This is a genomic window from Ruminococcus turbiniformis (assembly GCF_020687545.1).
In the GTDB taxonomy this organism is placed as follows: domain Bacteria; phylum Bacillota; class Clostridia; order Lachnospirales; family Lachnospiraceae; genus Mediterraneibacter; species Mediterraneibacter turbiniformis.
In genome coordinates this window covers 1-24,466 of record NZ_JAJEQX010000006.1, presented here as the reverse complement: position 1 = coordinate 24,466, position 24,466 = coordinate 1, and the positions used below count along the sequence as shown (strand labels likewise).

General features: G+C 49.5%; 28 protein-coding genes, 2 tRNA genes and 1 other annotated feature. Of the genes, 25 read left to right on the top strand and 5 right to left on the bottom strand.

Going from position 1 to position 24,466, the window contains the following annotated elements:
* Position 1 precedes the first annotated feature (1 nt).
* From LKD70_RS04785 to LKD70_RS04710, 16 genes are all read left to right on the top strand, one after another.
* Positions 2 to 817 carry a response regulator transcription factor gene (locus LKD70_RS04785; protein WP_227706997.1) on the top strand — a complete coding sequence of 272 codons (816 nt, stop codon included), beginning with the start codon at positions 2 to 4 and terminating at the stop codon, positions 815 to 817.
* A gap of 147 nt (positions 818 to 964) precedes the next feature.
* Positions 965 to 1,591 carry a hypothetical protein gene (locus LKD70_RS04780; protein ID WP_227706898.1) on the top strand — a complete coding sequence of 209 codons (627 nt, stop codon included), beginning with the start codon at positions 965 to 967 and terminating at the stop codon, positions 1,589 to 1,591.
* Positions 1,592 to 1,593: 2 nt separating this feature from the next.
* A complete protein-coding gene (ispF, locus tag LKD70_RS04775) occupies positions 1,594 to 2,145 on the top strand; it encodes a 2-C-methyl-D-erythritol 2,4-cyclodiphosphate synthase (RefSeq protein ID WP_227706897.1) in 552 nt (183 codons plus the stop codon).
* A gap of 34 nt (positions 2,146 to 2,179) precedes the next feature.
* On the top strand, positions 2,180 to 3,334 hold the full coding sequence (locus LKD70_RS04770) for a GNAT family N-acetyltransferase (protein WP_227706896.1): 1,155 nt from the start codon (positions 2,180 to 2,182) through the stop codon (positions 3,332 to 3,334).
* 128 nt (positions 3,335 to 3,462) lie between these two features.
* Positions 3,463 to 3,687: a binding site (T-box leader), on the top strand.
* Positions 3,688 to 3,730: 43 nt separating this feature from the next.
* Positions 3,731 to 4,417, top strand: a complete 687-nt coding sequence (gene epsC, locus LKD70_RS04765; protein ID WP_227706895.1) for a serine O-acetyltransferase EpsC — start codon at positions 3,731 to 3,733, stop codon at positions 4,415 to 4,417.
* Entirely contained in the window at positions 4,404 to 5,810 is a 1,407-nt protein-coding gene (gene cysS / locus LKD70_RS04760; protein ID WP_227706894.1) for a cysteine--tRNA ligase, read from the top strand. The genes epsC and cysS overlap by 14 nt, the downstream gene beginning before the upstream one ends.
* Entirely contained in the window at positions 5,795 to 6,268 is a 474-nt protein-coding gene (locus tag LKD70_RS04755; protein ID WP_227706893.1) for a Mini-ribonuclease 3, read from the top strand. Before cysS ends, LKD70_RS04755 begins: the two co-directional genes overlap by 16 nt.
* Positions 6,255 to 7,040, top strand: a complete 786-nt coding sequence (gene rlmB, locus LKD70_RS04750; protein WP_227706892.1) for a 23S rRNA (guanosine(2251)-2'-O)-methyltransferase RlmB — start codon at positions 6,255 to 6,257, stop codon at positions 7,038 to 7,040. The genes LKD70_RS04755 and rlmB overlap by 14 nt, the downstream gene beginning before the upstream one ends.
* An 11-nt stretch (positions 7,041 to 7,051) precedes the next feature.
* Entirely contained in the window at positions 7,052 to 7,687 is a 636-nt protein-coding gene (locus tag LKD70_RS04745) for a sigma-70 family RNA polymerase sigma factor (protein WP_407690907.1), read from the top strand.
* A 65-nt stretch (positions 7,688 to 7,752) separates the two neighbouring features.
* Positions 7,753 to 8,688, top strand: a complete 936-nt coding sequence (locus LKD70_RS04740) for a CPBP family intramembrane glutamic endopeptidase (protein ID WP_227706891.1) — start codon at positions 7,753 to 7,755, stop codon at positions 8,686 to 8,688.
* The gene (gene dtd, locus LKD70_RS04735) at positions 8,685 to 9,131 is read left to right on the top strand and encodes a D-aminoacyl-tRNA deacylase (RefSeq protein ID WP_227706890.1); all 447 of its coding nucleotides are present in this window, start codon (positions 8,685 to 8,687) and stop codon (positions 9,129 to 9,131) included. Before LKD70_RS04740 ends, dtd begins: the two co-directional genes overlap by 4 nt.
* A 26-nt stretch (positions 9,132 to 9,157) precedes the next feature.
* Positions 9,158 to 9,610: a cytidine deaminase gene (cdd, locus tag LKD70_RS04730; protein ID WP_227706995.1), complete on the top strand. Its 453-nt coding sequence runs from the start codon at positions 9,158 to 9,160 to the stop codon at positions 9,608 to 9,610.
* Between the two features lie 36 nt (positions 9,611 to 9,646).
* Positions 9,647 to 10,303: a deoxyribose-phosphate aldolase gene (gene deoC, locus LKD70_RS04725; protein WP_227706889.1), complete on the top strand. Its 657-nt coding sequence runs from the start codon at positions 9,647 to 9,649 to the stop codon at positions 10,301 to 10,303.
* A 35-nt stretch (positions 10,304 to 10,338) separates the two neighbouring features.
* Entirely contained in the window at positions 10,339 to 11,115 is a 777-nt protein-coding gene (udp, locus tag LKD70_RS04720) for a uridine phosphorylase (protein ID WP_227706888.1), read from the top strand.
* 173 nt (positions 11,116 to 11,288) lie between these two features.
* Complete coding sequence (locus tag LKD70_RS04715; protein ID WP_227706887.1) at positions 11,289 to 11,678, top strand: GntR family transcriptional regulator; 390 nt, start codon at positions 11,289 to 11,291, stop codon at positions 11,676 to 11,678.
* Between the two features lie 2 nt (positions 11,679 to 11,680).
* A complete protein-coding gene (locus tag LKD70_RS04710) occupies positions 11,681 to 13,123 on the top strand; it encodes a hypothetical protein (RefSeq protein WP_227706886.1) in 1,443 nt (480 codons plus the stop codon).
* Between the two features lie 9 nt (positions 13,124 to 13,132).
* On the opposite strand, the gene LKD70_RS04705 is transcribed toward LKD70_RS04710, so the two are convergent.
* Positions 13,133 to 13,205 (bottom strand) — tRNA-Ala (locus LKD70_RS04705).
* Positions 13,206 to 13,313: 108 nt separating this feature from the next.
* A tRNA-Thr gene (locus LKD70_RS04700) sits at positions 13,314 to 13,386 on the bottom strand.
* 237 nt (positions 13,387 to 13,623) lie between these two features.
* On the opposite strand from LKD70_RS04700, the gene LKD70_RS04695 reads away from it, so the two are divergent.
* The 3 genes from LKD70_RS04695 to pdxR all read left to right on the top strand — a co-directional run bounded on the left by LKD70_RS04695 (position 13,624) and on the right by pdxR (position 17,297).
* Positions 13,624 to 14,007, top strand: coding sequence for a hypothetical protein (locus LKD70_RS04695; RefSeq protein WP_227706885.1), 384 nt, complete (start codon positions 13,624 to 13,626; stop codon positions 14,005 to 14,007).
* A gap of 149 nt (positions 14,008 to 14,156) precedes the next feature.
* Positions 14,157 to 15,827: a glutamine--tRNA ligase/YqeY domain fusion protein gene (locus LKD70_RS04690; RefSeq protein ID WP_227706884.1), complete on the top strand. Its 1,671-nt coding sequence runs from the start codon at positions 14,157 to 14,159 to the stop codon at positions 15,825 to 15,827.
* A gap of 51 nt (positions 15,828 to 15,878) precedes the next feature.
* Entirely contained in the window at positions 15,879 to 17,297 is a 1,419-nt protein-coding gene (gene pdxR, locus LKD70_RS04685) for a MocR-like pyridoxine biosynthesis transcription factor PdxR (protein ID WP_227706883.1), read from the top strand.
* A 68-nt stretch (positions 17,298 to 17,365) separates the two neighbouring features.
* Here pdxR and LKD70_RS04680 read toward each other — a convergent pair whose 3' ends face one another.
* On the bottom strand, positions 17,366 to 17,665 hold the full coding sequence (locus LKD70_RS04680) for a hypothetical protein (protein ID WP_227706882.1): 300 nt from the start codon (positions 17,663 to 17,665) through the stop codon (positions 17,366 to 17,368).
* A gap of 246 nt (positions 17,666 to 17,911) precedes the next feature.
* Here LKD70_RS04680 and LKD70_RS04675 point away from each other — a divergent pair, with 246 nt between their 5' ends.
* Complete coding sequence (locus LKD70_RS04675; RefSeq protein ID WP_227706881.1) at positions 17,912 to 19,201, top strand: adenylosuccinate synthase; 1,290 nt, start codon at positions 17,912 to 17,914, stop codon at positions 19,199 to 19,201.
* A 416-nt stretch (positions 19,202 to 19,617) separates the two neighbouring features.
* Here the strand turns inward: LKD70_RS04675 and LKD70_RS04670 are convergent, their stop codons facing one another.
* On the bottom strand, positions 19,618 to 19,854 hold the full coding sequence (locus LKD70_RS04670; protein WP_227706880.1) for a hypothetical protein: 237 nt from the start codon (positions 19,852 to 19,854) through the stop codon (positions 19,618 to 19,620).
* A gap of 193 nt (positions 19,855 to 20,047) precedes the next feature.
* Between LKD70_RS04670 and LKD70_RS04665 the strand changes: the two genes are divergently transcribed.
* The 5 genes from LKD70_RS04665 to metA all read left to right on the top strand — a co-directional run bounded on the left by LKD70_RS04665 (position 20,048) and on the right by metA (position 23,807).
* Entirely contained in the window at positions 20,048 to 20,563 is a 516-nt protein-coding gene (locus tag LKD70_RS04665) for an SEC-C metal-binding domain-containing protein (protein WP_227706879.1), read from the top strand.
* A complete protein-coding gene (locus LKD70_RS04660) occupies positions 20,564 to 21,289 on the top strand; it encodes a YdcF family protein (RefSeq protein ID WP_227706878.1) in 726 nt (241 codons plus the stop codon). It begins immediately after the preceding gene.
* Positions 21,290 to 21,322: 33 nt separating this feature from the next.
* Positions 21,323 to 22,174, top strand: coding sequence for an aldo/keto reductase (locus LKD70_RS04655; protein ID WP_227706877.1), 852 nt, complete (start codon positions 21,323 to 21,325; stop codon positions 22,172 to 22,174).
* 114 nt (positions 22,175 to 22,288) lie between these two features.
* Positions 22,289 to 22,618: a DUF1540 domain-containing protein gene (locus LKD70_RS04650; RefSeq protein WP_227706876.1), complete on the top strand. Its 330-nt coding sequence runs from the start codon at positions 22,289 to 22,291 to the stop codon at positions 22,616 to 22,618.
* Positions 22,619 to 22,886: 268 nt separating this feature from the next.
* Positions 22,887 to 23,807, top strand: a complete 921-nt coding sequence (metA, locus tag LKD70_RS04645; protein ID WP_227706875.1) for a homoserine O-acetyltransferase MetA — start codon at positions 22,887 to 22,889, stop codon at positions 23,805 to 23,807.
* Positions 23,808 to 24,033: 226 nt separating this feature from the next.
* Here metA and LKD70_RS04640 read toward each other — a convergent pair whose 3' ends face one another.
* Positions 24,034 to 24,315 (bottom strand): helix-turn-helix transcriptional regulator, encoded by a 282-nt coding sequence (locus LKD70_RS04640; protein ID WP_227706874.1) that lies wholly within the window; start codon positions 24,313 to 24,315, stop codon positions 24,034 to 24,036.
* Between the last annotated feature and the right edge of the window lie 151 nt (positions 24,316 to 24,466).

The window sequence follows — 24,466 nt, the reverse complement described above, 5'->3', positions numbered from 1 at the left end:
AATGCTGATTGTGGATGACGAGGTATTTGCAAGGGACGCGGTTGTGGACAGTGTGGAGTGGTGGAAGTACGGTCTGGATGTTTCAGGAGCATCTTCCGGGGAAGAGGCTCTTGAGATGATGGAGGCTTGCCCGGCGGACATCCTGATGACAGATATTAAAATGCCGGGGATGGATGGCCTCCAGTTAATAGAAGAAGTACACCGGAAGAGAATGACGCCCGGCATCATCGTTCTGAGCAGTTTTAATGAGTTTGATCTGGTGCGAAGCGCGATGAGGCTGGGGGCGGAGGATTATCTTTTTAAACCGACTATGATGCCGGAGGATATTCTGGACGCTGTATTGAAAGTGAAGCGCAGATATGAGGAACGCACGAAGAAGGAAAAGGGTAAAGAAGGGAAGAGCGGGAATGATGAGGTTCATACCCTTTTGCAGAAAATCACCAGGGATGTGATAGAAGAAAGAATGAGGAGGACTGAACAGGATGAACGCCTGAAACGGGAAGTGGGAGAGGCTCTTAATTATATTGCCGGACATCTGGGCGATAAAGATCTCTCCCTCTCAAAGGTGGCGCTCCATGTAGGAATGAGCAAGACATATTTCAGTAAAATATTTAAAGAGGAGGCCGGGGAAAATTTTATTAACTATATTACCGGACTGCGGATGGAAAGCGCCAGAAGGCTGTATCTGAGAAGCGATCTGAAGGTATATGAGATCGCGGAAATGCTCGGATATTCGGACTGGCACTATTTTTACAATCTTTATAAGAAGTCGTTCGGGCATTCACTGTCCAGGGAAAAGGAAAAAAGCAGCCTTTAGCAAAATGCTTTTGGCTGAGCTGCTGATCGGGGAACCGGCAGGGTGAAAACCCGTGCCGGTTCTGATGTTGTAATTTTCTCCCAAACCATTTATACTTGTAGGAGATGCCGGCTGTCTGCCGGTTGGAAAACGGAGGATAAAACGGATATGAAAAAAGCAGCGTTTATAGTGAGAATTATTCTTGGAGCCTATCTTGTCTGGATCGGGGCCAGGCTTCTGATCCAGGCGCTTAATGAGCGTCCAAGCAACATGATGCTTCTGAGTGTGATGTCGGTTGTGTTTATTGTGTTCGGAGCGTTTTATGTAATTGTAAGTGCGAGAACAGTTTACAGAATGAACCGCGGCGGAAAAGAAGGAACGGGAAACAGCTCTTCATCACCGGAGACGGCTGAAAAATCTGAGAAAATCGTAAAGGCTGTGATAAGGCCGAAGGAAACAGAAGACGTAAGGCCGGGGCGGGCAGAAGGGGTCAACCTCCACGCCACGGACATAAAATCAGGATTGTCGGGAGAGAATGAAGAAAACGACCTGTCAGAGCCCGAGGAAAAAACGGAAGAAGTTTTATCAGTGCCTGCGGGAGACAATGAAGAAAGCGAAAAAGCGGAAGTGTCTCAGGAAGCAGAGGAGGGAGAAAAAAACTTCGGCGAGGATACGCTCCGAATCCATGTTCAGGAGGGAATGAAAAAGAGAGAATTTTTGCAGGATGAAACAGATGGACCGACGGAGGAGGCTTCTGGGGCTGAGGCACTGGAAAAAGATTATGAGGAGAGATGAGTATGCGTACAGGATTGGGTTATGATGTTCACAGACTGACAGAAGGAAGAAAACTGATACTCGGAGGAGTGGAGATACCATACGGGAAAGGGCTTCTGGGACATTCAGACGCGGATGTGCTTGTTCATGCAGTGATGGATGCGCTTCTCGGCGCGGCGGCGCTGGGAGACATCGGGCAGCATTTTCCGGATACGGATCCGCAGTATGAGGGGATCTCCAGCATCCGTCTTCTGGAGCATGTCGGAAAGCTCCTTGACGAGAAGGGGTATGTGATCGAGAATATCGACGCTACAATTATCGCCCAGAGACCGAAGATGAGACCACATATCGATCAGATGAGAGAGAACATTGCGGGCGCGCTTGGAATTGAGACAGACCAGGTGAATGTAAAGGCCACGACAGAGGAAGGGCTGGGCTTTACAGGAACAGGAGAAGGAATTTCATCCCAGGCAATCTGCGCCATTGAGAAATACACGAATTACAGCAGCGTGGATGTGACAGAGAGGACAGAAGGCTGCGGCGCCTGCTGTGTGAGAGAGGCAGAAAAGGAATAAGCGGGGAAATGGCAAAAAAGGAGCGGCGGGATATATGATTCTTCGAAAACTGGATCAGAGTGAAAAGAATAATACAAGACCACTGTGGGAAGAGGTCTTTTCAGAGGATACAAAAGAGTTCCTTGACTATTATTATTACATCAAGACCAGGGAAAACGAGATCTATGTGGTGGAGGAAGAGGACAAGATCCGTTCCATGCTCCACCTGAATCCGTATCGGATCCGTGTGGAAGATAAGATATTTCCAACGGCGTATATTATCGCTGTGGCGACGGAAGAACCGTACCGGGGACGGGGCTGCATGCGGGCGCTTCTTACGCGGTCGCTTAACGATATGTATGGCCGGAAGATTCCATTTACCTTTCTTATGCCCGCCGCGGAGGCGATCTATACGCCGTATGATTTCCGGTTTATTTACAGCCAGTGGATCGGCGATATCGCATGCTCCGATTCGAACACGGAGAAAAGCGGACAAGATGTGTCATTTTCAGACGCAGGGCTGTGGAATGCGGACGAGATGGCTGCATTTTTTGAAAAATACAGCGTTACTCCTTCTATGCGCTGGCAAATATGTACCGTGCGTGACAGCGCGTACTGGCAGACTGTCATTATGGAGCAGGCGAGTGAGCGAGGAGGCGTGCGGCTGATCCGGGAGAATGGAGAAATTACGGGGATGTACTGCTATGCCGCAGAGGATGGACTGGAAATAAGGGAGCCGCTGTATTTTCCGGACAGTGAAGAGCTGTTTCTTTCATCGGTCGAAGAGCTGAAGCGGCTGAGCGGCAGAAAGAACTCTGTCAAAGTCTATGCCTGCCCGGAACAGTTCGCACAGGAGAAAAAGCCTGTCATCATGGCGAGAATCGTCTGCCTGTCCGAGTTTCTGGGAGCACTTACCGTTCCGGAAAGTGTGGAAGTGGACTGCTCCTTCGCCGTGATTGACCCGCTGATCACCCAAAACAGCAGAATCTGGAGAGTGACTTCCGGAGCGGACGAGAGAGAGCTTCATGTCAGGGAGACGGAAGATTCGGAAGGCGTGATACCGATTGCAGATCTGACAGAGCTTTTGTTCGGCAGAATTTCGCCGGAGGAAGCTGGAGAGCGAGACGGAGCCATTGTCCCGGATCACCTTGCAGCGGAGCTTGGAAAGATCAGAAAACTGACAGACGTCTTTCTCAATGAAATTGTTTAAGCGGTATACAGAACTGCTGCTCCCCAAAAGGCTTCCAAAAAGAAGCACCGCAAAAGAAGCAGCGCAGGTTGACAAAAAGGAAAAAGTTTCATAATATAAGGTATGCGCTGAAATTTCGGCGGAAATAATAAAAGGCGGAGAACGGAAAGAGTAACAGATACAAAAAGCGCCCTCAGAGAGGGGAAGTCACCGGCTGAAAGCTTCCCTGGGAATATGTGCTGCGAAGTGCGTCCGGGAGCCGGTTTCGTGAATCTTATGTAGCGGAACCCGTTTTGCATACGTTACAGGCAGTTGAGTGGGAGAGTGTATACTCTCAATTTAGAGTGGAACCGCGGAACAGCTTCGTCTCTTTATCTGAGGCGGAGCTTTTCTTTATTTACTAAAGGAGTGGAAGAAATGGGAATAATATCGTATATTAGAGAGGAGATCCAGGTGATCCGGGAGCGGGATCCGGCGATCAAATCGAACATGGAAGTGTTTCTCTATCCGAGTTTTCGGGTGATTTTAAGATACCGGCTGGCGCATAAGCTGTATCTGAAAAAACACTATTTCCTGGCTCGCTGGATCTCCCAGCGGGGAGCCAGAAAGACCGGAATTGAGATTCATCCCGGCGCAACGATCGGAAAAGGGCTGTTTATTGACCACGGAAGCGGCGTGATCATCGGTGAGACAACTGTGATCGGAGACAATGTTACTCTTTATCAGGGAGTTACTCTTGGCGGAACAGGCAAGGAACAGGGCAAGCGCCATCCCACTCTTGAAGACAATGTAATGGTCAGTGCCGGCGCAAAAATCCTCGGTTCTTTTACGATCGGAGAAAACTCCAAGATCGGAGCAGGATCGGTTGTCCTTGAGGAGGTGCCCCCGAACTGTACGGTTGTCGGAGTGCCGGGGAGAATTGTGAAGATGGACAACAAGAAAGTGCCGCGGCTCGATATGGATCAGATTCATCTGCCGGATCCGGTATTGAATGATATTAAGAAACTTCAGGATGAGAACTTAAGGCTGAACCGACAGCTCCACAAACTTGTAAAGGAGCTTCGGTGCCTGGAAAAGAAAGGAGATTACGATGAAGATTTATAACACAATGTCAAAGAGAAAAGAAGAGTTTGTTCCTCTGGAAGAGGGAAAGGTGAAGATGTATGTGTGCGGGCCGACCGTGTACAATTTCATCCACATCGGAAATGCCCGGCCCATGATCGTGTTCGACACGGTGCGCCGCTATTTCGAGTACAAGGGATATGACGTCAACTTTGTCTCCAATTTCACGGATGTAGACGACAAGATTATCAAAAAGGCGATCGAAGAGGGCGTGACGGCAGACGAGATATCCAAGCGCTATATTGCGGAGTGCAAAAAGGATATGGAGGCGATGAACATCAAGCCGGCGACGAAGAATCCCCTTGCGACAGAGGAGATCTGCGGAATGGTGGATATGATCCAGACTCTGATCGACAAGGGATATGCCTACGAGAAAAACGGAACAGTCTACTACAGGACGAGAAAGTTCAAAGATTACGGAAAGCTTTCCCACAAGAACCTGGACGACCTTCAGTCTGGCGGACGCGCGCTTCTTGTGACAGGCGAGGATGAGAAGGAAGATCCGCTTGATTTCGTTCTCTGGAAACCGAAAAAGGAAGGCGAGCCTGCATGGCAGTCTCCGTGGAGCGACGGACGTCCGGGATGGCATATCGAGTGCTCCGAGATGTCAAAGAAATATCTCGGCGAACAGATCGACATTCACGCAGGCGGAGAGGATCTGATCTTCCCGCACCACGAGAATGAGATCGCCCAGAGCGAGGCGGCAAACGGCAAGGAATTTGCAAAATACTGGATGCACAACGGATTCCTCAACATCGATAACCGGAAGATGTCAAAGTCTCTCGGCAATTTCTTTACTGTTCGCGAGATCAGCGAGAAATATGACCTTCAGGTGCTTCGATTCTTTATGTTAAGCGCTCACTACAGAAGCCCGCTCAACTTCAGCGCGGATCTGATGGAAGCGGCCAAAAACGGACTTGAGCGTATCCGCACCGCGGCGGAGAATTTAAAATTCCTGTCCGGAAACGCACAGGCAGAGAACCTGACGGAAGAGGAGAGAGATCTGCTTGCAAAGGCGGATGAATACAGGGCGGGATTCGAGCGTGCTATGGATGACGACTTCAACACAGCAGATGCCATCGCGTCTGTGTTTGAGCTTGTCAAATATATCAACACAACAGCCGGCGCAGACCGCTCGAAAGAGTATCTTGAGAGTCTCTATGCCAGCCTGGAAAAACTGACGGACGTGCTCGGCATTATCGTGGAGCAGAAAGAAGAGATACTTGACGCGGACATTGAGGCGATGATCGAGAAGCGCCAGGCTGCGAGAAAGGAAAGAAATTTTGCGCTTGCTGACCAGATCAGAGACGAACTTCTCTCCAAAGGCATTATTCTGGAGGATACGCGGGAAGGAGTAAAATGGAAAAAAGCGTAGAACATGGATTTGAATATTATATGAACCGGATCCCGGGCATGGGGCATCCTGACCCGAAGAGTGCTTCCCCGCTTGTGCTGGCCTATATCGGCGACTGTGTCTTTGACCTGATTATCAAGATGATGGTTGCGGGAAGGGGAAACAGGCCGGTTCATGTGCTCCACGAGGAGACAAGCCGTTATGTGCAGGCGTCAGCCCAGTCGTACATGATGCGCGCCATGCAGGAACATTTAAACACAGAGGAACATGCAGTGTACCGGCGGGGCAGAAATGCGAAAAGCGTGTCTCCGGCGAAAAATCAGTCTATCACGGACTACCGCAGGGCGACCGGTTTCGAGGCGCTGATCGGCTATCTCTATCTGACCGGTGCGTACGGGCGGCTTACGGAGCTTGTGGAGATCGGCCTTGAAAGCATGGAACACAGAGAGGAAGGACAGGCGGACAATGCAGGAAAATAAATTGGAAACAATGGATACGGAACAGGATCAGACTTTACTGATTGAAGGAAGGAACGCTGTGATCGAGGCGTTCCGCTCCGGAAGGACCGTGGAAAAGGTTTATGTTCTGGACGGATGCCAGGACGGACCGGTGCGCACGATCATAAGAGAGGCGAAAAAGCACGGCGCCATTCTCAATTTTGTGGAGAAAGACCGTTTGACGAAGATGAGCCGGACAGGAAAACATCAGGGTGTGATCGCCTGCGCGGCCGCGTATGCCTACTCTGAGGTGGAAGATATGCTTGCGCTTGCCAGAGAACGCGGGGAGGATCCGTTTCTGATCCTGCTCGATGAGATTGAGGATCCGCACAATCTGGGAGCGATCATACGGACAGCCAACATTGCCGGAGCGCATGGAGTGATCATTCCGAAGCGCCGGGCAGTGGGGCTTACGGCGACCGTTGCCAGAACGTCTGCGGGGGCGCTTAACTACACGCCTGTTGCTAAGGTGACGAACCTTGTAAAAACCATGGAGGAGCTGAAAAAAGAAGGGCTCTGGTTTGTGTGCGCCGATATGGACGGCGATCCGATGTACAGCCTGAATCTGACAGGCCCCATCGGACTTGTAATCGGAAGCGAGGGAACGGGAGTGAGCCGTCTTGTAAAGGAAAACTGCGACTTTGTAGCTGGAATACCGATGAAAGGCGAGATTACTTCCTTAAATGCCTCAGTGGCAGGCGGTATTCTCGCCTACGAGATTGTAAGACAGAGGCTTTTTGCATCAGGAAAATAGCCGGTGTGCCAATGACAGGTGAGAGAATGAAAAAGTATGACAGGCTGACGGACGAACAGCTTCTGAAAAGTCTCAGAGAAGGCGACAGAGACATCATGGACTATATTATGGTCAAATATAAGGGCATGGTGAGAAAAAAGGCCCGCGCCATGTATCTCCTGGGCGGAGAGAACGAGGATCTGATCCAGGAGGGCATGATCGGGCTGATCAAGGCGGTCCGGGACTATGACAGTACCCAGGGAACGTCTTTTTCCAGTTTTGCGGAGCTGTGTGTTTCCAGACAGATGTACAGTGCGATTGAGGCGTCGAAACGGAAAAAACATATGCCGCTTAACCACTATGTCTCGCTCTATGAGGATAGTGAAGTGAGAAGCGACGGGAAAAAGATGCCGCTGATCGATACGATTGAATCCCGGCAGGAAAATGATCCGGAAGCGATTTACTTCAGCCGGGAATACACGGAAGCCTTTGTGGAACAGCTTAAGGACAGTTTAAGTCCATTGGAAAATCATGTCCTCTATCTTCATCTGATGGGGACAGACTACAGAAAAATCGCGGAACTTCTGGACAAAAGTCCAAAGTCCATAGACAACGCGATACAGAGGATCAGGGGAAAAGCGGAAAAAATGCTTCATAAGGACAAATGATGCAGAGAGCGCCGGCGCGCGGTTTTTGCGTGCGCTGTGAGCTCCCGGAATAGGAGAAAAGAAAAATGAAGAAAAAAGTTTTGAACTGCGGTATGGCAGTGCTGGTTCTGATTCTCGTGGAGGTCTTGTTTCTTGTATCACAGAATCTGCTTGTATCCGGCGCTTATTTTATTGGGACACTGTTTTTGGGGCCGGACGGAATCCGCACAGTGTATGAGTGCCTTACAGATAATGCAAACCTGTTAAGCTGCATGATCTATCTGCTTGTGGGGACGGTATTTGTACTATGGTACTATTTTGCCTTTGTTATGAAACAGGGAACTTCAGGCTGGCTTACGGCTCAGACGAAAAGACTGACGCCTGTGGGATTTGGCCTGACCTTTATCCTTATCTTTGCCCTGGAACATGCAGTGACCATTCTGATGACTGTAATCGCTCTTTTAGCTCCGCAGACGATGCAGGAATACGGACAGATGATGGAAAGTTCCGGAGCAAACAATTACTCGATTGTCTGGTTTATAGCTACGGTTGTACTTCCACCTGTTGTTGAAGAGACCATTTTCAGAGGCATTATTTTTCAGTATCTGAGAAGGGCCGGGATGTGCTTTGTGGCGGCGAATCTTATACAGGCTGTATTTTTCGGCATATATCATATGAATCTTATCCAGGGAATTTACGCTGCTTTCCTGGGCTTTATTTTCGGCTATCTCGTATGGCGCTATGACAGCATTCTGATTACGGTTTTTGCCCACGCTCTCTTCAATCTGCTGGGGACACTTTTTGTTGATATAGAGTATGCTGTACTGCCTCTGTTTCTCATTAATCTGATTATCGTATTCAGTATTCCTGTAACAGCGGCTGTCATCGCGCTGATTCATCTGCGCGTGGACGAAAAGGGCAGGGGAGAGTACGGCATGCATGAAGAGAACGGCTCGGACGGAGAGAAACGTATGGACCGGGAGACTGCAGAATACGGAGATGAGGGAGGACATATAGAATGAGATTTGTGATTCAGAGGGTAAAAGAGGCTTCTGTCCGCGTGGACGGGGAGACGATCGGCCAGATTGAAAAAGGGTACCTTGTGCTGATCGGTGTCTCTGACGGCGACACCGAGGCGGTTGCGGACAAACTGGTGAAAAAGATGATCGGCCTTCGGATTTTTGAAGACGAAAACGGCAAAACAAACCTGTCTCTCTCGGACGTGAAGGGGAGTCTGCTGCTTGTATCGCAGTTTACCCTCTATGCGAACTGCAGAAAAGGAAACCGTCCAAGCTTCATCGAAGCAGGTGCTCCGGATAAGGCAGAGGCGCTGTATGAGTATATTATCAGCGAGTGCAGAAAGTCGGTTCCTGAAGTTCAGACAGGCCGTTTTGGGGCTGTGATGGAAGTAAGTCTTGTAAACGACGGGCCGTTTACAATTTTGCTTGATTCAGAGAAACTGTGAGTCCGGAAAGAAGGGAATGTATCGTTATGCTGGATGAAAATATAATATTCAGACTGATCGGCACGGCGTTTGAACAGCGGAAGTTTTCCTATGCGCCCTATTCCCGTTTTCGCGTCGGGGCAGCTCTTTTGACGGAGAACGGGAAAACATACACGGGATGCAATATTGAGAACGGGGCGTACAGCCCGGGAAACTGCGCGGAGCGCACGGCGATTTTCAAAGCGGTCAGTGAAGGGGAGAAGGACTTTAAGGCGATATGCATCGCCGGCGCACCCGAGGGAGAGGAGCCCCATGAGCTCTGTCCGCCCTGCGGCGTGTGCAGGCAGGTGATGCTGGAATTCTGCCGGCCGGATTTTCAGATCATACTGGCACAGGGGCGGAAAGAGTACCGGATTTTTACCCTGGAGGAACTGACACCGCTCGGATTTAAGCTGAACAGCAAGAAAAAGCAGCCGGAAGAAAACAGCAGTACATGCTGAAACGACAAAGACAGATCAGAGAGGAGGAAAAGAAAGATGAACACGGAAGAAATTTTAAAACATGTGGATCATACTCTGCTGTCTCAGACGGCCACGTGGGACGAGATCAGGGCGATCTGCGACGACGGAGTGAAATATCAGACCGCGTCTGTCTGCATTCCGCCGTCTTATGTGGCGCAGGCCAAAGAATATGTGAACGGAAAGACGGCAGTCTGCACGGTGATCGGTTTCCCGAACGGGTATAATACGACTTCGGCAAAGGTGTTTGAGACCGAAGACGCGGTGAAAAACGGTGCAGATGAGATCGACATGGTAATCAATGTCGGATGGCTTAAAGATAAAAAATATGACCTTGTCGAGAACGAGATCAGAGCAGTGAGAGCTGCCTGCGAGGGCAAAATACTCAAGGTCATTATTGAAACGTGCTTTCTCACAGAGGAAGAAAAGGAAAAGATGTGTGAGATCGTGACATCCGCAAAGGCGGACTATATCAAGACGTCCACGGGCTTTGGCGGAGACGGCGCCACATTTGACGACGTCAGGCTGTTTAAGGAGAATGTGGGCGCGGATGTGAAGATCAAGGCCGCGGGAGGCATTTCCTCCATGGAGGATGCGGAAGAATTCTTACGTCTCGGAGCAGACAGGCTGGGGACGAGCCGCATCGTGAAGATCGTAAAGCAGAGCGGAGTATAAACGGAGTCCGGGTTTGTTCAGAGGAGGCGAAAAAGATGGTAGACTACACAGAGGGCGCAGGATATCAGTACCATATCGGCGTGCGCGAGGGAGAAGTGGGAAAATACGTGATTCTTCCCGGTGATCCGAAACGGTGTAAAAAGATAGCGGAATTTTTCGATGATCCGGTTCTTGTGGCAGACAGCCGGGAATTTGTCACGTATACCGGCATTCTTGAGGGGGAAAAGGTAAGTGTTACAAGTACGGGCATCGGCGGCCCGTCTGCCTCAATTGCTCTGGAAGAGCTGACCAACTGCGGGGCAGATACGTTTATCAGAGTCGGAACATGCGGGGGAATGCAGACGGAAGTGTGCGGCGGTGATCTCGTGATTGCCACCGGAGCGGTCCGGATGGAAGGAACAAGCAGAGAGTATGCTCCCATCGAGTACCCTGCTGTTCCGGATCTCGAAGTGACAAACGCGCTTGTACGCGCAGCGCAGAAGACCGGAGCCGTATACCATACCGGAGTCGTGCAGTGCAAGGATTCCTTCTACGGGCAGCATCAGCCGGAAAAGCATCCGGCGGGGTATGAGCTGATACAGAAGTGGGGTGCCTGGATGAAGATGGGGTGTCTGGCTTCGGAAATGGAATCTGCTGCGCTCTTCATCGCGGGGGCATACCGGCGTGTAAAGGTGGGATCTGTGTTCCTCGTGGTGGCAAATCAGGAGCGGGAGCGACAGGGCCTTCCGAATGCGCAGGCGCATGATACGGAGAACGCGATCCGGGTTGCCGTGGAGGCGATCCGGGAGATGATAAAAGAAAATAGGGGATGATTTGCCGGAAGAAATTCTGGCTGAATAAGTGTCCGCGTACTGTGGATTACAATATCCCTCACAGGCATCGCTTTCGCTCTGTTTCAATGATTTTTGTGTTTCTTCTTGACATAAGTATCATCTGTATTATAATTAATAATACAGATGATACTTATAAACGGGAGGCGATGCGTGTGATTATCTCACTTGATATGAGCAGTACGGTTCCGATCTATGTGCAGCTGCGCAATCAGATTGTCACCGGGATCGGAAGAGGGGAGCTGAAAGCCGGAGAAACACTGCCGTCTGTGCGCCAGATGGCCCAGGATGCGGGCGTAAACAGTATGACGGTCAATAAGACGTATCAGATTCTGAAGACGGAAGGGTTTATTGAAATTGACCGGAGGAAGGGCGCAACAGTCTGTCCGGTACAGCATGCGGAAGAGAGATTTCGCGAAAAACTGGAGGCGGAGCTGGAACTTTTATCTGCGGAAGCCAGCTTAAAAGGGATGGACAAGAAAGAATTTCTCAGGATCTGTGAGGAAATGTTCCAGACGATGCATCCGGCGGGAAGTGAGGCGTAATTATGGCTCTGATTCTGTTTATTGTTTTTATAATCTGTGATCTTATGATTGTGCCGATCTGCTGGTATACCTACGGAAAGCAGGGAGAGTACCGGGAAGGAATGGTGCTCGGAGTTCACATTCCGCCGGAGTGTGTCAGTCATCCGGAAGTGAGCGATCTGTGCAGCAGAAGTGTGAAAAACTGGAAACGCTTTCAGGCGGTGAACTTTGCGGTCAGTCTGCTGATCTGCTTTCTGTGTTTCTGGAATTTTACGGTATTTATCCTTGTGTGGATGATCTGGATTGCCGAGTATATTTTGGGGCTGGAGTATCTGATTATTGTGCCTCACCGCCGGATGTACCGGATCAAGCTGGATCACGGATGGATCGATGAGAGCAGAAAGCGGATTGTGCGAATTGATACAGCTGTGTCCGCGGCGGCGGAGAAGCTCGTCCTGGACTGGAAATATCACCTTCCGATTCTTATTCTGACTGCACTGACAGTGTTTCTCGTCTGGGGGACGCAGGGAAAATACAGGATGTCTTCCGGTGAGATGCTGGTGATATGGGCTCTGTATGGATCGGGAGTCGGCGTCTGCGTTCTGTTTCTGGTGTTCCACATCTGGATTACGCGTGCGCCCAACCGTGTATACAGTGAGCGCACAGAGGTCAATCTGGCGGTAAACCGTCTGACAAAGCGGGCCTGGACGGAAGGCTGTACTGCGGCCTCTTGGCTGAACGGAATCGCCTGGATCTGGATGTCTGCAGGGTACTTTTTCGCGGGGCCGGAACTGAGCGGCTTTGAATACCTCATTTACGGGCTGCTTATCACGATTGCTGCGGCCGGATTTCTCGTACCGGTCATCCGTTCTGTGGGAAAAAGAAAGGAACTGCTGGAAGCAGATCCGTCGCCCTTTTATGTGGATGATGATGAATACTGGAAATACGGCTGGTACAATAACCCGAACGACCGCCGCATTCTTGTTCAGGACCGGTTCAACAGTATGAATTACACTACGAATTTCGGACGGCCCGGAGTAAAGCGGGCAGTTATTATTTTCACAACGGTAATAACTGTCTCGTGTGCGGCGCTCGTCGTATGGGTGTTCAGCATTCTGGCCGCCTTTGACAATGCAGAGGTTGTCTTTGCCGGGAATGAGGGAACGTATTCTTTTGAGGCGGCAGGCTATTCCTGTGAATTTGAGGAAGAAGAGATCCGTTCGGTATCGCTGATTGAATCGATGCCGGATGATAAATTTACAAAGACAAACGGCGGCGATACCGAAAAGGTGGATATCGGACATTTCAGGGGAAAAAGTACGGGAAAGTGCATGATGTTCATTTATAAGAAATACACACCCATACTGGAAATAAAGCTGGAAGATATGACGGTGTTTGCCAACAGCCGGGATGCGCAGGAGACAGAAGGATGGTATGAGGAGCTGTCAGCACAGCTGCAATCCTGACAAGAAAAATGGAGCATACGGGATTCGAACCCGTGACCTCCACACTGCCAGTGTGGCGCGCTCCCAGCTGCGCCAATGCCCCATTACTGATAATCATACCACGATACGGATGAAATGCAAGAGAAATTTCTGCTGGCAGATGCAAAGACAGAAATGAAAAGAACTCCTGACTGTCAGGAGTTCTTTTTTAAGCTACCTAGCGGACTTGAACCGCCGACCTCATCCTTACCAAGGATGCGCGCTACCGACTGCGCCAAGGTAGCCTGTCGTGTGCTGTTTCACACGCAAAAATTAATATACACCATGGTATACCGGATTGTCAAGAGCTAAAGTGAGGATGAGTGTTTAAAAAGAAGAGAAAAAGAAGAGAAATGGAAGAGATGTTTGTCTAAATTATATCAAAGAGCAATGATTCCTGTCATTTCCTGTAATATTTTCGCCTTTATGATATACTGAAACAATACAAGTGGTGTCTCACGGTCCGGGCCGGAGGAAAAAGTATGATAATAGGAAGAGAGGAACTAAGGGATTTGAAGGATAACCTGTATCATCTGACAGAGTTTATCCGTGAGATGGAGCGGGATGAACTCCCGTATTTTTGCCGGTACTTTGACACAATGAAGAACAATATTGAGCTTTTCTTCTGTATGGGATGTGATGACATCGAAGATTTATATCCTCTTCTGGAGAGAGACTGGAAAGCGTCGCATACGATGTTCATCGGGGTGCAGGACTATGACTTCAGGCATGAGCATCCGGATGCGGATCCGCTGCTCTGTATCTATTATGCCGGCCTGCTGGCGGGAGTCGGAAAGTATTTTGAGAGAGGAAAGGCCGAGTTCAGGAAAAACGATCCGGCGGCGGCCACGGCAACCTGGGGGTAAAGTCCAGCCCGAGGAACTCCTCTTATTCCATGAAACTCCTTTTATTCCGGCTCTTGTGGTCATTTTCATTTTATGGTAAGATAGTTTTCATGAATATTTTGATTTTATCAAATTACCACGAATGATTTGTGCTTTTAGAGGAGGAAACAATGGAAAACGAAGCTGTATCAAAGAATTTTATTGAGCAGGAGATCGACAAAGATCTTGCGGAAGGCGTATATGATCACGTATGCACCCGCTTCCCGCCGGAGCCGAACGGATATCTTCACATCGGACATGCCAAGTCTATTCTTTTAAATTACGGCCTGGCACAGGAGTACGGCGGCACGTTCCATATGAGATTTGACGATACGAACCCGACGAAGGAGAAGATGGAATTTGTGGATTCCATCAAAGAGGATATCCAGTGGCTGGGCGCGGATTGGGGAGAGCACCTGTACTTTGCCTCCGACTATTTTGACCAGATGTATGAGTGCGCGGTGAAGCTGATTAAAAAGGGAAAGGCATTCGTCTGCGACCTGACCGCGGAGGAGATGCGTGAATATCGCGGAACGCTGACGGAACCGGGAAAGGAAAGCCCCTACCGGAACCGCTCTGTGGAGGAGAATTTAAGACTCTTTGAGGAGATGCGCGACGGAAAATATAAAGACGGCGAGAAGGTGCTCCGGGCGAAGATCGACATGGCTTCCCCGAACATCAACATGAGAGATCCGATTCTGTACCGCGTGGCTCACATGACCCACCACAATACAGGAGATAAGTGGTGTATTTACCCGATGTACGATTTCGCTCATCCGATTGAGGACGCCATTGAGGGAATCACCCATTCGATCTGTACGCTGGAGTTTGAGGATCACCGTCCGCTTTACGACTGGGTGGTACGGGAGTGCGAGTTTGAAAACCCGCCGAGACAGATTGAGTTTGCAAAGCTTTATCTTACCAATGTGGTAACAGGAAAGCGCTATATCAAAAAGCTCGTGGAGGACGGCATTGTGGACGGCTGGGATGACCCGCGCCTTGTGTCCATTGCGGCGCTGCGCAGAAGAGGCTTTACGCCGGAGTCCATCAAGATGTTTATTGACATGTGCGGCGTGTCCAAAGCGCAGAGCTCGGTTGATTATGCCATGCTTGAATACTGCATCCGCGAGGATCTGAAGATGAAGAAACCGCGTATGATGGCGGTGCTTGATCCGATCAAACTTGTCATCGACAACTATCCGGAGGGAGAGACAGAGTATCTGGATGTGGCGAACAACCTGGAGAACGAGGAGCTGGGATACAGAAAGGTTCCGTTCGGACGTGAGCTTTATATTGAGAGAGAGGATTTCATGGAGGAGCCGCCGAAGAAGTATTTCCGTCTCTTCCCGGGCAACGAAGTTCGTCTGATGCACGCGTACTTTGTGAAATGTGTAAGTTTTGAGAAGGACGAAAACGGAAATGTGACGACAGTGCACTGCACCTATGATCCCGAGACAAAGGCAGGCAGCGGATTTACCGGAAGAAAAGTGAAAGGAACGATCCACTGGGTGCCGGCGGCGTATGCGCAGAAGGCGGAAGTCAGACTGTATGAGAACCTGATCGATGAGGAGAAGGGTGTTTACAATAAGGAGGACGGTTCCCTGAATCTGAATCCGGATTCCCTGAAAGTGATCGGGAATGCCATGGTTGAACCGAGCTTTGAAGGCGCGGGAGCCTATGACAGCTTCCAGTTTGTGCGCAACGGGTATTACTGCATCGACGCGCATGATTCTGCACCGGATCACCTTGTATTCAACAGAATTGTGTCGCTTAAGAGCTCCTTTAAGCTTCCGAAGAACTGACCTGATAAGAAGACAAGAGCGGATAAGTACAGAGAAGAGATCGGATAAACCATGTATGAGCTGACTATCAACTTAAAATCCGGGGACAGGACTCCACTCTACGAGCAGATTTATGAGTATATCAGAGAAGACATCCGAAACGGCAGGATTTCAAGCGGGGAGAGGCTCCCTTCCACAAGAGCCTTAAGCAGGCATCTGGACGTGAGCAGAAGTACGGTGGAGCTTGCGTATGAACAGCTTCTCTCCGAAGGATATATCGAGTCGAGACCGTACAAAGGTTTTTTTGCGGCGCAGATTGACGGCCTGTATCAGATTAAAAAGCCGGATTCCCACAGTGTGGGAAACGGCAAAAAAACGGAGAAAAAATACAGCTATGACTTTACCCCGAACGGGGTCGATCTGAAAAGCTTTCCCTACAATGCGTGGAGAAAGCTTTCCCGGGAGTGCTTAAGTGATGACCGGGCAGAATTGTTCCGGCTTGGAGATCCGCAGGGAGAGTATGGCTTGAGAAATGCTATCAGCAACTACCTGTATCAGGCACGCGGGGTGAACTGTACCCCGGATCAGATTGTTGTGGGTGCGGGAAACGACTATCTTATGATGCTTCTGTGTGCGGTGCTTGGAACCGGGCATAGGGTTGCGCTTGAAAACCCGACTTACCGCCAGGCTTACCGTGTCTTTTCCAATCTTTCGTTTGAGGTCTGTACGGTCGATATGGATGAAAAAGGGATGCGCGTGGACGGTCTGCGCGCATCCGGCGCGGATATTGCCTTTGTTATGCCGTCTCACCAGTACCCTCTGGGAACCGTGATGCCGATTCAAAGGCGGCTGGATCTGCTTGCCTGGGCGAACGAGGCGGAGGAGAGGTATATCATCGAGGACGATTACGACAGCGAGTTCCGCTACAAAGGGAAACCGATCCCCGCGCTGCAGGGATATGACGGAAACGGCAGGGTGATCTATATCGGGACGTTTTCCAAGTCGATCGCTCCGGCGATCCGGATGAGTTATCTTGTCCTGCCGGAGAGGTTTCTTGCACAGTACAGGGAGCGGTGTGGATTTATCAGTTCCACCGTCTCCAAAGTGGACCAGCTTATTCTGGAACATTTTATTGCGGACGGATATTACGAGAGGCACTTAAACAAGATGAGAGCGCTGTACCGGAGCCGGCATGATACGCTTCTGCAGGCGCTGAAAGAGGAAAAGCTTCCGTGTGCGGTCTCCGGAGAGAATGCCGGAGTGCATCTTCTGCTTCATTTCCGTGATGGAAGAAGAGAGGAAGAGCTGATCCGGCTTGCCGCAGGAAAAGGTGTGAAAGTATACGGACTGTCCGGTTACTATGTGGACGGGGAGAACGAAAAAGAAAACGGTCTTTCGGGTGAAACGGTGATTCTGCTCGGATATGCCAACATGACGGAGGATAAGATCAAAGATGCGGTCCGCCTTCTGGGCGAGGCGTGGAAAAACTAGAATAAACGGCCGGAACGGGACTTCGTTGTTATATTCGTGTGTCCGTGTATTCCGGCCGTTTTGGTCTGTTATTTGTCTTCTGTATCATTTTCTGCCGCGGCGGAGTTCCCGCCATCCTTTTTATCGTCCGCTTTTTCCGGTGTTTCGTCCTCTGCTGCGGAAGCCTCTTCGGAGTTCCTGTTTAAAGAGACGTATTCCCGGCCAGCGGGCTGCAGATCTGCGTCAAGGTCAAAGTCTTCGTCTTCGGTAAGATCAGATTCGGTTTCATCCACGCTGTCGGAACGATTTTTGAAGAAATATGCGACAATAAGTCCGATCGCCGCTCCGATGACAGCGAAGATACTGAACCATTTGGCAAGTTTTTTCAATGTAAGTTCTCCTTTCTGTTACAGGAAGCCGCGGCAAGCACGCAAGTACGGCTTTGCAAATGGCGCGGGCTGGACTGTTACGATTTGGTTTTTATTCTAATACTTTTTCCTTTTAATTACAATACTAACCTCAAAAACAGGAAATAATATTTTACATAAGAAGAAAATTATAGTATAATTCTAAAGGCAGCTGCAAAAGGGCAGCACAGAATATTCTACAAAGCACGTTACGCAGGAGGAATAAAAATGGTAAAAGCAGTAGTAGGTGCAAACTGGGGCGATGAGGGAAAAGGCAAGATTACAGATATGCTTGCGAAAGAGGCAGATATCATCGTCCGTTTTCAGGGGGGAGCGAACGCAGGCCACACAATCGTGAACGATTACGGCAAATTTGCGCTGCACACACTGCCGTCCGGAGTGTTCTACGGACATACGACGAGCATTATCGGCAACGGCGTGGCTCTCGACATCCCGGTGCTCTTCAATGAGATCAAATCAATTGTGGATAAGGGCGTTCCGGAACCGAAGATCCTTGTCTCTGACAGGGCACAGATTGTGATGTCCTATCACAAAAACTTCGACGCTTATGAGGAAGAGCGTCTCGGAGGAAAGTCGTTTGGTTCCACAAAATCCGGAATTGCGCCGTTCTATTCGGACAAGTATGCGAAGATCGGCTTCCAGGTAAGCGAACTTTTTGACGATGAACTGCTCCGGGAGAAGGCTGCGCGTGTTGCAGAACAGAAAAATGTACTGCTTGAGCATCTTTACCACAAACCATTGATCGATCCTGATGAGTTATATAAAGAGCTTGTAAGTTACCGCGAGATGGTCGCGCCTTATGTATGTGATGTGTCACTTTACCTTCACAATGCGCTGAAAGAGGGAAAGAATATCCTTCTGGAGGGTCAGCTCGGCTCTCTGAAAGATCCGGATCACGGGATTTATCCGATGGTAACATCATCTTCCACACTGGCAGGATACGGCGCAATCGGCGCAGGTATTCCGCCCTATGAGATCGGACAGATTGTCACTGTGTGCAAGGCATACTCAAGTGCGGTAGGGGCCGGGGAGTTTGTAAGCGAGATCTTTGGCGACGAGGCAGAAGAGTTGAGACACCGCGGCGGTGACGGCGGTGAATATGGAGCTACGACAGGACGTCCGAGACGCGTGGGCTGGTTTGACTGTGTTGCGTCCAAGTACGGATGCAGGATGCAGGGAACGACGGATGTGGCGTTTACGGTTCTGGATGTACTCGGATACCTCGATGAGATTCCGGTGTGCATTGGCTATGAGATCGACGGAGAGATCACGACAGAATTCCCGGTGACAAGTCTTCTTAAGAAGGCAAAACCGGTTCTGAAGAAACTTCCGGGATGGAAGAGCAATATCCGCGGAATCCGCAAATACGAGGAACTTCCGGAGAACTGCCGCAATTATATCGAGTTTATCGAGAAAGAAGTCGGCTATCCGTTTACGATGATCAGCAACGGTCCGGGACGTGACGATATCATCTACCGTGAATCTGCTTTGAAGTAAAGCATAAAAATTCAGGTATAAAGTACGAAAATGCGGACAGAGAGTCAGTCCGTACGGAAAAGAAAACAGGGAAAGGCAGCACGATGAAATAATCGTGGGAAAGCAGTGCCGCAGAGTGATTTGGCGAAGAAGCTGGAAACTCTGCGGCATTCTGCGTTTTCGGAAATGTGCGGACAGCGAAAAAAGAAAAGATTCTCCGGGAAAATTCCTGTCATAATTCTGCCGGACTACACATAGAATATAGAGCTGGGAAATTGGAAAGGAGGTATTTTATGCGTCAGGACAGCAGGGGAAAAATAGAAAACATGATATCGATGGAAGAATACCTGAAAAGGAGACAAGCGCTTAAAAGGCGCAAAGTTCCGGAGGAAAAGAGTTTCACTCCGGAACCTGCGGACGCACTGAGACTGGCGGAGTTACTTTATGTCTGAAGAATCCGGGACGTCGTCATCCCGGCTGCGGTCTTTAATCAGGCGTGCCACCAGAATATAGGCATAGAGAAGAACCGGAACAAGGATTGTGGCCGCGATGGAAGCGCGCAGCAGTCCGGTGGCTGCCGGGGAATCCGTCAGTGCGAACACAAGCGTGCTCAGATAGAGAACAATCAGAAGTACTGCGCCGATCAGTGCGAGGATGCGTTTTATATTTTTCATGAAAAATCCCTCCGTATTAACTGATATGCCGAAGCGCCGGAGTATACCGGCGCGGCTTTCCTCCGGCAGGAGCACATGTGTCCCTGACAGGAGCGGATAACTACAGTATAGCGAAAATTACTGTTTACGGCAAACAGAAATTGGTATATAATAATCAGCGACGGATTTTTATGATAAAGGAGCATAAGACACAATGAGCGAAAAAAGTTTACTTGACCAGTGGCGCGGCATTGCATATGACAGATCCCTCTCGAGAGATCAGCTTGAGAAATTCTGGGCAAAATATTTTGCAATTGAGAAAGAAATCTACGAGCAGCTTCTGGAAGATCCTGATGTGGAAGTAAGAGGAACTGTCAGAGAACTCGCCGAAAAGTATGGACAGGATGTCATGACGATGGTAGGTTTTCTTGACGGCATCAACGACAGCCTTAAAGTACCGAACCCCATTGAGACGATGACCGAGGAGACTGCGGTAACCCTTGTGTTCGACAAGGAAAAACTGTATAAGAACATGGTGGACGCAAAGGCAGACTGGCTGTATGGACTGCCCCAGTGGGAGAAGATCTTTGATGAGGAGACGAGAAAACGTCTCTACAGAGAGCAGAAAGCATCCGGCACAATCCGCAAGGGAAAGAAGATCGGAAGAAATGATCCGTGTCCGTGCGGAAGCGGGAAGAAATATAAGATGTGCTGTGGAAGAAATGCGTAAATGAGAGCTTATTTTCTGATCACAGGAACAGTTTTTATCCTGTACTATTTCGTTCTCGCGCTCTACACGCACAGGCTGAGATCGACGTTTGCCCTGTTTTGGGTAATGGCTGGCGGCGTACACCTGATCTGCGGGTGTGCGCCGTTTTCTGCGCATACATACCATATACTGGGATGGATCTGCGCGGCGTGCTGGCTTGCCTTCGCTGCGGTGGAGATCAGAGTGATCCGGGCGATGCGGACGCGTTTTACAGGTGATGCAGACTGGATTATCGTGCTGGGCGCGCAGGTCAGGGGAAGGCGCGTCACAGATTCTCTGAAGCGCCGTCTGGATCTGGCGCACACGTATCTGATGGAGCATCCCCGCGCAGGAGTGATTGTCTCCGGAGGGCAGGGACCGGGAGAAGAGATTTCCGAGGCCCGTGCAATGGCGGCTTACCTGGCGGCGCTTGGGATCAGCGGAAACAGAATATTTGAGGAAGACCGTTCTGTGTCCACGAGGGAAAATCTGAAATTCAGTTCAGAGTTTCTCGACAGAGAAAAGGACACAGTCGGGATTGTGACAAACAATTTTCATATTTACCGGGCATCGGTGATCGCCCGGCAGGAGGGATACCGGAAAATCTGCCTGCTCCCGGCAGGAGCCAATCCGGTGTTTCAGCCCAACTATCTGATGCGAGAATTTTTTGCGGTTATCAAAGTGTGGCTGGACGGACTGATGAACTGATAGATTTTTTGATAAAACAGGAGGAACTCCCAAATGAAAAATGAAAAAATGTACACACTGAAAAATGGAGTAGAGATTCCGTCAGTGGGATTCGGGACTTACAAGGCAGCCGACGGAAAAAGCGCGGAAGTGCTGAAGATGGCCATCGATGCGGGATACCGTTATTTTGACACGGCATCGTTTTACGAGACGGAGACGTATGTCGCCGAAGCGATTGAGTCAAGCGGCATTCCGAGGGAAGAGTTTTTTATAGCGAGCAAGCTGTGGAAGACAGAGATGGGATACGAGAACGCAAAAGAGGCGTTTGAGCGCACGCTTGAAAATCTGAAAACCGATTATCTGGATCTGTATCTCATCCACTGGCCGCTGCCGGAAGCTGGATATGCGGACTGGAAAGAACTGGACAAAGAGACGTGGCGGGCGCTGGAGGAGCTGTATGATTCCGGACGTGTGCGCGCTGTCGGCCTGAGCAATTTCCTTCCCCATCACATCGAAAATCTTGTCAGCGGCTGCCGGATCAAACCGATGGTTAATCAGATCGAGTATCATCCGGGCTACAGTCAGGAAGTGACGGTGAGATACTGTCAGGACCGGGGAATCCTTGTCCAGGCATGGAGTCCCATCGGACGCAGGAGAGTGCTTGAAGAGCCGCTTGTTCTCGAACTTTCTGAGAAGTACGGCGTTTCTCCTGCAAGAATCTGTCTGAAATTCGCCCAGCAGAGAGGGATCATTCCCCTTCCCAAGGCGTCGTCTGTGGACCGGATGAAAGAGAATCTGGATCTGTTTTCCTTTGAGCTGGAAGAGGAAGACATGTGGAAACTTGCAACAATGCCTCAGGCGGGCTGGTCGGGAGAACATCCGGACAGGGCGCGGGTGCAGATCTGACCGAGCGGAAGTACGCTGCGTATTGATAAGACCGTGTACGGAGCAGGAAGGTGTATAAAATCCGCGCGGCGGGGAAATAATGATATCGAATCTGTAGAAAGAGGAGGTATCATTATGCCGGAATTAAAATGTACGGTTCAGACATGCGTACACAACCAGAAGTTTCTCTGTGATCTTGACTCGATTCAGGTAGGCGGAGCGAATGCGAAGAATCCGCAGGAGACATGCTGCGACAGCTTTCAGGAGAGAAAGGAAGGGACTTATACGAATTCCATGAATTCGATGAAAGAGGCTTCCGATATGTCAGGTGTTGACTGCAAGGCGACAAACTGCATGTACAACGACAACTGCCAGTGCCACGCGGGCAAGATCAGCGTTGAGGGCGGCGGAGCCGTGGAGGCATCCGGGACAGAGTGTGCGACATTTCAGTGCCACTGCGGATGAAGCAAAATCTGAAAAATAGAAAAGAAGAATAGAAAAGAAGAGGGTACCGCAAAATCATCCAATCAGATGATTGAGCGGTACATTCTTTTTGCTGCCGCCTGTTTACTGATCGGTGGTTTCCTGTTGACGGAAGAATACGTGCAGCGTTATAATTTCTATATCTGCATGTCGGCGGGCGGGCCGGCTGTCAAAAATGCCCCGGATTATATTGCGGAGGCGGCACCCTCTTTTGGATAATGGGGGAATACATAGAAATGGAGATGAAATCATGCCGATTCGTGTACAGAACGATCTCCCGGTAAAGGAGATACTGGAACAGGAAAATATATTTGTGATGGACGAATACCGGGCAGCACATCAGGATATCCGTCCCATCAGCATCGGACTGCTCAACCTGATGCCGCTTAAAGAAGATACGGAGCTTCAGATTCTCCGGTCGCTTTCCAACACGCCCCTTCAGGTGGACGTGACCTTTGTGCGGATGACAAGCCATGTCTCAAAAAACACGTCCACAAGCCATATTTACAAGTTTTATGAGCCTTTTGAGAGCATCCGCGACAAAAAGTTCGACGGTTTTATCATTACCGGAGCCCCGGTTGAGAGGATGCCTTTTGAGGAAGTGGATTACTGGGAGGAACTGGAAGAGATCATGGAGTGGACGAAGACGAACGTGACGTCTACCCTGCATCTGTGCTGGGGCGCTCAGGCAGGAATTTACTATCATTACGGAATCAACAAGAGGGAACTTCCGAAAAAGCTCTCCGGCGTGTACCGCCACAGAGTGAGAAACCGCAAGATTCCGCTTGTACGCGGGTTTGATGATGTGTTCATGGCACCGCATTCCCGGTATACGGAGGTTCCCCAGGAACTACTCGAAGCGGATGAGAGAATCACGATTCTGGCCGATTCCATTCAGGCCGGTGTGTTTCTGTGCATGGCAGAAGAGGGACGCCAGATCTTTGTAATGGGACACCCCGAGTATGACAGAGTGACGCTTGATTCTGAGTATAAGCGTGATATGGGGAAGGGGATCAACCCTCAGGTTCCGGAGAACTATTACCCGGACGACGATCCGGAGAACAAGCCGGTGCTTACATGGAGAGCCCACGCCAACAACCTGTATACGAACTGGCTGAATTACTATGTATATCAGGTGACACCGTATGACCTGTACGGGACACCGTTTTAAGGCGGACTTTAGGGGATTTTCAGAAAAGTGAATTTTAAGTTTTTTATCATATTTTGTTATATTTTATAGCAAAAAATGGAGTAAAATGGCGTAGGGCCAAATTAAAAATGGCGTACGGTCAAGCACATTCATTTGGACTAAAGTTTAAAATAGCAGGGGGACAGAAGAGAAAGAATTTCTCACTGTCCCCGATCATAAGTGAATTTTTATAGAATTTACCTCACCGCTATATAAGTCGAATTTCAATATTTTTTCCAAGTGACTCAGCAATTTTTATCAGGAAATCTAAAGAGGGATTATAATTTCCGCTTTCAAATCGTGAAATATTACTTTTTTGTGTACCGACTCTTCTGGCAAGTTCTGCCTGAGTGATATTCTGCTCTTTTCTTGCCCTGATAACCTGTTCTATTGCTTCATATCTGGGCTTTAGTTTTTCATATTCTATTCTAAATTCCTCATCTTTTATAAGATCAGCTTTTATCTGTTCAAAAGATACACCGGGTTTCATTTTTCTGACCTCCTTATATAGTCTGGTAGTGTCAAAACTACCTTCGTTTTTTATTGTAAAAGTTACGTTTTACCTTGATTTTTCGGAGGTTTGCAAATAAAAAGAGCATTGACCTCCCTTTTCTGGTATAATGTCAATCGCCAAACCAACC